Consider the following 6,624-nt stretch of genomic DNA (forward strand, 5'->3'; position numbering starts at 1 on the left):
GAAASWCCGCTATCGCGAGCAAGCTCGCTCCCACAGGGGTTTTTATGTCTGGCTTCAGCTTGTGGTCAGGCCAGGTTCTCGTCGGTGGTCGGCACGACCAGGATGCCGGCACGCAAACCGTTCTTCACCTTGGGGTTCGGGAAGATGATCCGGGCGCCCTCCTCCTCGATGATCCAGCGGGTGTTGGCGATGTCTTCCGCCAGCAGATAACCCACTTCCAGCTCCGAAAAGTTCTCGATGTCCGCCGGCAGGTTCAGGCGGAAGCTGTCGCTGTGCTTGATGATTTCCCGTGCCACGCTGTACAGCTGCAAACCGTCCAGTGCTTCGTCAGTCAATTCCGGCTCGGTGCCTTCGATGATCTGCTTGAGGCGCGCCTCCAGCAGCGAGACATTGACCCCGGCGTTCTGCCCGAATGGCCGCGCCTTGCCGAGCTCCAGGGTGAAAGCCTCGGCACCGAGCTTGTCGTAGGTGTAGGCGCTGAACACGATGGACGGCTTGTTCTGCAGCAACACCGCTTCCATGCCGGCGGCGCGCAGGCGTGCCAGTTCCTGACGCGAATGCTGACGGTCTTCTTTCCATGGGTACAAGGCGAACTGCTCGATTTTCGAGCCACGAATGGCCGTGTGCAGGTCGTAATGCAGGCGCTGACGATCAGGCAGACTGAAGAAACTCGCCGCCAACCGCTCCAGCTCACAAGCACGCAAGGCTTCGGAGCCACTGCTTTGTTCATGACGGCCATTGAACAGCCGATTGACGTCCTGCTCGACGAAACGCTCGCCCTTGCGAATCGCCTCTGGGTTGCCGAACAGGAACAGAATACGTGCGYGCGGCTTCAAGTCGCCGCGGGCAATGTCGTGCAACAGGCGATCGAGCAACTCGATCGGCGCTGTTTCATTGCCGTGGATCCCCGCCGACAGCAGCAGGTCCAGGCYATTGTCACGCGCTTCAGGTGGCCGGACTTCCAGCGCACCTTCGCTCAACCAGCGCATGCGCACGCCTTCGACAGTCAGTTGAGTCTTCTCCGCCGGTTCACGGCCGGCGAGGGTCAGTTCAAGCAGTTTGCCGAGGGCGAGCATAGAGCGGTTTCCTTAGTGATCGTGGTTGCAATCCGGGCCGTGAACATGTTCCTCGTCGGTGAGGTCGGCAGGTTCCATCTCCAGTTGCAGACTTACCAGATTAGTCGCCAAAGGGCGCAGCAGCAGGTTGGCGTACTCGGCATCGCCTTCTTCGACGTCCACACCGATCAGCAACTGGCCGCGGCCGTCCTGCTGGATCCACAGCTCTTTGCCTTGCCACATGACCGCGACGCGGGTGCAGGAAGTCTCCAGTTGCGTGCCGTCGGTGTCTTCAAGGATCAGCTGCAGGGTATCGCTCATATCTTTACGCTCTCGTTTGAGATGAAGCAGCGCGCTGCCGTAGAAGGCGGCGCGCCGTCGATCAATTGATCTGGAATGGATAAACCGCGCCCAGTTTAAGGATTTGCGTCAGTTCATCCAGTGCCGTCCGGCACTCAAGCAACAATTGYGGGTCCGCCAGATCGTTTTCGGTCATGCGGTCGCGGTAGTGCTTCTCGACCCATTCGGTCAGTGTGCCGTACAGCGGCGCCGTCATGATAACCCCTTGATTGACGGCCGCCAGCTCGGTTTCGTTGAGTGCCACGCGCAACCTCAGGCAAGCCGGGCCACCGCCGTTCTGCATGCTCTGCTTGAGATCGAAGACTTTCACTTCGCGGATCAGGCCGCCGGAGCTGGTCAAACCCTGCAAATACTGCCAGACACGCTCGTTGCCACGGCATTCTTCCGGCACGATCAATAGCATGGAGCCATCAGGACGCGACAGCAGTTGGCTATTGAACAGGTAGGAACGAACCGCGTCTTCCACGCTGACCGCGGAACGCGGAACACAGACAGACTGAAATTTCCCACCGACTTTGGCGAGTTTGCTCTGCAGTTCCGCAAGCATCTGCTCGGTCTCGAGGAACGCGTCCTCGTGATAGAACAGCACTTCGCCGTTGCCGACCGCAATCACGTCGTTGTGGAACACGCCCTGATCGATCACCGACGGGTTCTGCTGGGCGTAGACCACGCCGTCATCGCTCAAGCCGTGCAAACGGGCAACGGCTTGGGACGCTTCGAGGGTCTGGCGCGCCGGGTACTTCTGCGGTGCCGGGTAGCGGGTGTCGAACGCGCTGCGGCCGAACACGAAGAACTCGACACCGGCTTCGCCGTATTCACGGCAGAAACGCGTGTGGTTGGCCGCGCCTTCGTCACCGAACTGCGCCACGGCCGGCAAGGCAGCGTGGTGGGCAAAGTGTTTCTGGTCAGCGAACATCGCCCCCAGCACGCGGCTGGTGGTCGGGTGTTCGATGCTGCGGTGATATTTGCAGTTGAGGTTGGCGGCGGTGAAATGCACGCGGCCATCAGCAGTGTCGGCGCTCGGACTGACCGTGGCGGCGTTGGCCACCCACATGCTCGAGGCCGAGCAACTGGCCACCAGCAGCGGCATCGCGTCTTTGGCAGCGCGCTCGATCACTTCAGCATCGGTGCCGCCAAAACCCAGGCGACGCAGTGCGGCCACATCCGGGCGCTCTTGCGGTGCCAGTACGCCCTGCTGGAAACCCATTTCCATCAGCGCTTTCATTTTTGCCAGGCCTTGCAGCGCCGCTTCCTTGGGGTTGGAAGACTGCTGGCTGTTGCTCTGGGACGCGACGTTGCCATAGGACAGGCCGCCGTAGTTATGGGTCGGCCCCACTAGACCGTCAAAATTGACTTCATAGGATTTCATCAGCGAGGCTCCACGAGAATCTGTTGTTATAGGCTTCAGTAACTATTCTTTGAGACCGCGTTGCGGCCATCGCGAGCAGGCTCACTCCTACAGGTTTGGTGGTGTTCACACATTTTATGTAAGACACAAATCCTGTAGGAGTGAGCCTGCTCGCGATTGGGCATCACGCCATTTTCACGCCTGGCGTCAGGGACGCGGGCATGATCAGACTCGGCGTTTCCAGCGAGGCCACCGGGTACGCGCAGTAATCCGCCGCGTAATAGGCACTGGCGCGATGGTTGCCCGAGGCGCCGACGCCGCCGAACGGTGCACTGCTCGCGGCACCGGTCAGTTGTTTGTTCCAGTTGACGATACCGGCACGGCTTTCCAGCCAGAATTGCTGGTAACGCGCTTCGGAGTCCGACAGCAGACCAGCGGCCAGACCGTAGGCGGTGTCGTTGGCTTCAACGATCGCCGCTTCAAAATCAGCGTAGCGGATCACTTGCAGCAACGGGCCGAACAGCTCTTCGTCAGGTCGATCGGCGACAGCGGTCACATCCAGAATGCCCGGGGTCAGCAAGGCCGATTGAGCCTGAGGCTGCGTCATTTCCAACAGCGCCACAGCGCCATTGGCCAGCAGGTGTTGCTGGGCATTCATCAACGCTTTTGCCGCGCCAAGGGAAACCACCGAGCCCATGAACGGCGCCGGTTGCTGATCGAAGGCACCGACTGCGAGGGTCGCGCTGACCGCCACCAGGCGCGCCAGCAGCGAGTCGCCCCAGGCACCTTGTGGCACCAGCAAGCGCCGGGCGCAGGTGCAGCGCTGGCCGGCGGAGATGAACGCCGACTGAATAATGGTGTACACCGCGGCATCAAGGTCCGCGACCTGATCGACCACCAGCGGGTTGTTACCGCCCATTTCCAGCGCCAGGATCTTGTCCGGACGACCGGYGAATTGCTGGTGCAGGTGATTGCCGGTGCGGCTGGAGCCGGTGAAGAACAGGCCGTCGATGCCCGGGTTCGCCGCCAGGGCGATACCGGTTTCGCGAGCGCCTTGCAGCAAATTCAATACACCGGCCGGCAGACCGGCCTCGATCCAGCACTTGACCGTCAACTCGGCGACTTTCGGTGTCAGTTCGCTTGGCTTGAACAGCACGCTGTTACCGGCCAGCAGTGCCGGCACGATGTGGCCGTTCGGCAGGTGACCCGGGAAGTTGTAAGGACCGAACACTGCCACCACACCGTGTGGTTTGTGGCGCAGCACAGCGGTGGCGTCGCCCAGCGGGCCGCTCTTCTCGCCGGTACGTTCGCGGTAGCTCTGCACCGAGATGGCAATCTTGTTGACCATGCTGGTGACTTCAGTCGCCGCTTCCCACAGGGGTTTGCCGGTTTCTTCACCGATGGTATGAGCCAGTTCGTCCGCGTGAGTCTTCAGGGCAGCAGCAAAGGCTTCCAACACCGAAATACGTTCTTCCAGGGTACGCCGCGCCCAGCCCGGGAACGCCTGACGCGCCGCTTGCACAGCCGACTCAACCTGAGCGGCGGTGGCACCGGTGCCGGACCACARCACCTGCTGGGTCACCGGGTTCAGCGACTCGAAGGCTTCGCCCCCACCTGCCAGCCATTCACCTGCGATGTAAAGCGACTTCATTATTTCGACTCCCGAGCTGCGGACAACGCCACGGCGCGCACTTGATCGCCAGCGTTGAGTTGAAGACGTTTGGCGGTCTGCGGATCGACCACCAGGGTGCCGGCGGCYAGACGTGCTGGCGCAGCAGTGATCCGGCAGTCCTCGCGCTTGCGGTTGTGAATGATGAATGGCGTGGCGTCGTCACCCGGCGTGCCGACGGCCAGCACCAGCGCCTGGCTGTCACGCACGGCGCGGATCTTGGCGGTTTCGCACTCGATGGCCGGGCCGGCGTCGAAAATGTCGACGTAGCCCTGGTAGCTGAAACCTTCGCTCTTGAGCATGGCCAGCGCCGGCTCGGTGTCCGGGTGCACCTGACCGATCACGTTGCGCGCATCCGGCGACAGGAAGCAGGTGTACAGCGGAAATTTCGGCATCAGTTCGGCAATGAACGCCTTGTTGCCCACGCCGGTCAGGTAGTCAGCCTGGCTGAACTCCATCTTGAAGAAGTGCCGGCCCAGGCTTTCCCAGAACGGCGAACGCCCGGCCTCGTCGGAAACACCGCGCATTTCGGCAATGATCTTGTTGCCGAACAGTTGCGGGAACTCGGCGATGAACAGCATCCGCGCCTTGGACAGCATGCGACCGTTGAGGCCACTGCGGTAATCGGCGTGCAGGAACAGCGAGCACAGCTCGGAGTTGCCGGTCAGGTCGTTGGCCAGGAACAGCGTCGGGATTTCACGATAGATGTTCAGCTCTTGCGAAGCGCTGACCGTCAGACCGACCCGGAAGTTGTACCAAGGCTCACGCAAGCCAACGGCGCCGGCAATGGCGGAAATGCCCACCACGCGAGCGTCGTCGTCTTCGAGCACGAACAGGTAGTCCGCGTCGCCCCGCCCGGCTTCGCCGCGAAAGGTCTTCTCGGCCCAGCCGACCCGATGGGCCAGCCGCTCTTCGTTGGCCGGCAAGGTGGTCAGGCCGGTGCCGGTGCTGCGGGCCAGGTCGATCAGAGCGGGTAAATCGCTGCTGCGTACGGGACGAACGATCATGCTATCTCCTCAAACGGGCCGCTTGCGCCACCCGTGAAACTTCGCTGCTTTCTAGGCATCAATTGCGACGTTAAACCGCCACCAGGCGCACGCTGGCACCCTCGCCGACGCCCAGGGCTTCGGCTGCTTCCAGGTCCAGGGTCACCGGTTTACCCGGTGCGTAGTCAAGCTCGAGCATGACCGCGCGGTAGTCCTGCAACTGGGCATTGGCAACCAGATACTGGCGACCGACGCCTTTGACCGGCTCGCCGATCTTCACCGGCACCACACGGCTCTGGGCGATCGAACGGATCCCCGAGACACGGGCATGCAGCGTCGGGCCGCCGTCGAAGATATCGATGTAGTGATCGGTTTCGAAGCCTTCGCGCATCAGGATGTCGAAGGTGATCTGCGCCCGCGGGTGTACCTGGCCCATGGCTTCTTGAGCGGAGTCCGGCAGCAGGGGCACGTAGATCGGGTAATGCGGCATCAGTTCGGCGAGGAACGTCCGGCTCTTCAGGCCGCACAGACGCTCGGCTTCAGCGTAGTTGAGGTCGAAAAAGTTGCGCCCGATGGCATCCCAGAATGGCGAGTCGCCGTTTTCATCGCTGTAACCGACGATCTCGGTCACCACGGAATCGGCAAAACGCTCCGGATGGCTGGCCACGAACAGCAAACGGCCACGGGAGTTGAGCTCCGACCACGGCGAACCCACCAGATCGCGCTGCACGTAGAAGCTGGTCAGCAAACTGTTGCCGGTCAGGTCGTGGCACTGCGAGAGCACGTGGATCTTGTTGTGAATCTTCAGCTCGCGCGAAGCGTGCACGAAGGTTTCGTTGCGGAAGCTGTAGAACGGCTCGGAATAACCGGCGGAAGCAACGATTGCCGAACAGCCGACCAGCTTGCCGGTAGTGGAGTCCTCAAGGACGAAGAAATAGCTTTCCTCACCATTGAAGCTCACTTCGGCGGCGAACGAGGCTTCGCTTGCCGCGATCTTGTCGCTCAGGCGTTCAACGTCATCCGGCAAGGAAGTGACACCAATCGGGCTGTCCGCAGCCAGACGCTGTACCTCGCCCAGATCAGCCATTTGCGCGGGGCGCATCACCAGCATGGTGTCACTCCTTTTTCTAAAACTCTTTGAGGAAAATAAGCCAGCCCCTTGTAGGAGCGAGCCTGCTCGCGATGGTGTRTCAGCAACAATGATGT

Annotated in this window: 6 protein-coding genes; all 6 read right to left on the reverse strand. The window is 61.4% G+C overall.

All coding sequences use genetic code 11. The features are described from left to right. Positions 1-65: 65 nt before the first annotated feature. On the reverse strand, positions 66-1,076 hold the full coding sequence (astE, locus tag AC1DVH_RS04920) for a succinylglutamate desuccinylase (RefSeq protein ID WP_477752852.1): 1,011 nt from the start codon (positions 1,074-1,076) through the stop codon (positions 66-68). A 12-nt stretch (positions 1,077-1,088) separates the two neighbouring features. After that, positions 1,089-1,376, reverse strand: coding sequence for a topoisomerase II (locus AC1DVH_RS04925; RefSeq protein WP_108215213.1), 288 nt, complete (start codon positions 1,374-1,376; stop codon positions 1,089-1,091). Between the two features lie 61 nt (positions 1,377-1,437). Then, on the reverse strand, positions 1,438-2,784 hold the full coding sequence (astB, locus tag AC1DVH_RS04930; RefSeq protein WP_477752853.1) for an N-succinylarginine dihydrolase: 1,347 nt from the start codon (positions 2,782-2,784) through the stop codon (positions 1,438-1,440). 163 nt (positions 2,785-2,947) lie between these two features. Further along, positions 2,948-4,417 carry a succinylglutamate-semialdehyde dehydrogenase gene (astD, locus tag AC1DVH_RS04935; RefSeq protein WP_477752857.1) on the reverse strand — a complete coding sequence of 490 codons (1,470 nt, stop codon included), beginning with the start codon at positions 4,415-4,417 and terminating at the stop codon, positions 2,948-2,950. Further along, positions 4,414-5,439 carry an arginine N-succinyltransferase gene (astA, locus tag AC1DVH_RS04940; protein WP_477752854.1) on the reverse strand — a complete coding sequence of 342 codons (1,026 nt, stop codon included), beginning with the start codon at positions 5,437-5,439 and terminating at the stop codon, positions 4,414-4,416. The genes astD and astA overlap by 4 nt, the downstream gene beginning before the upstream one ends. Before the next feature lie 70 nt (positions 5,440-5,509). Beyond that, positions 5,510-6,529: an arginine/ornithine succinyltransferase subunit alpha gene (gene aruF, locus AC1DVH_RS04945; RefSeq protein ID WP_110658821.1), complete on the reverse strand. Its 1,020-nt coding sequence runs from the start codon at positions 6,527-6,529 to the stop codon at positions 5,510-5,512. Positions 6,530-6,624 lie beyond the last annotated feature (95 nt).

The sequence above is a fragment of the Pseudomonas sp. P4_C3 genome (assembly GCF_056402075.1).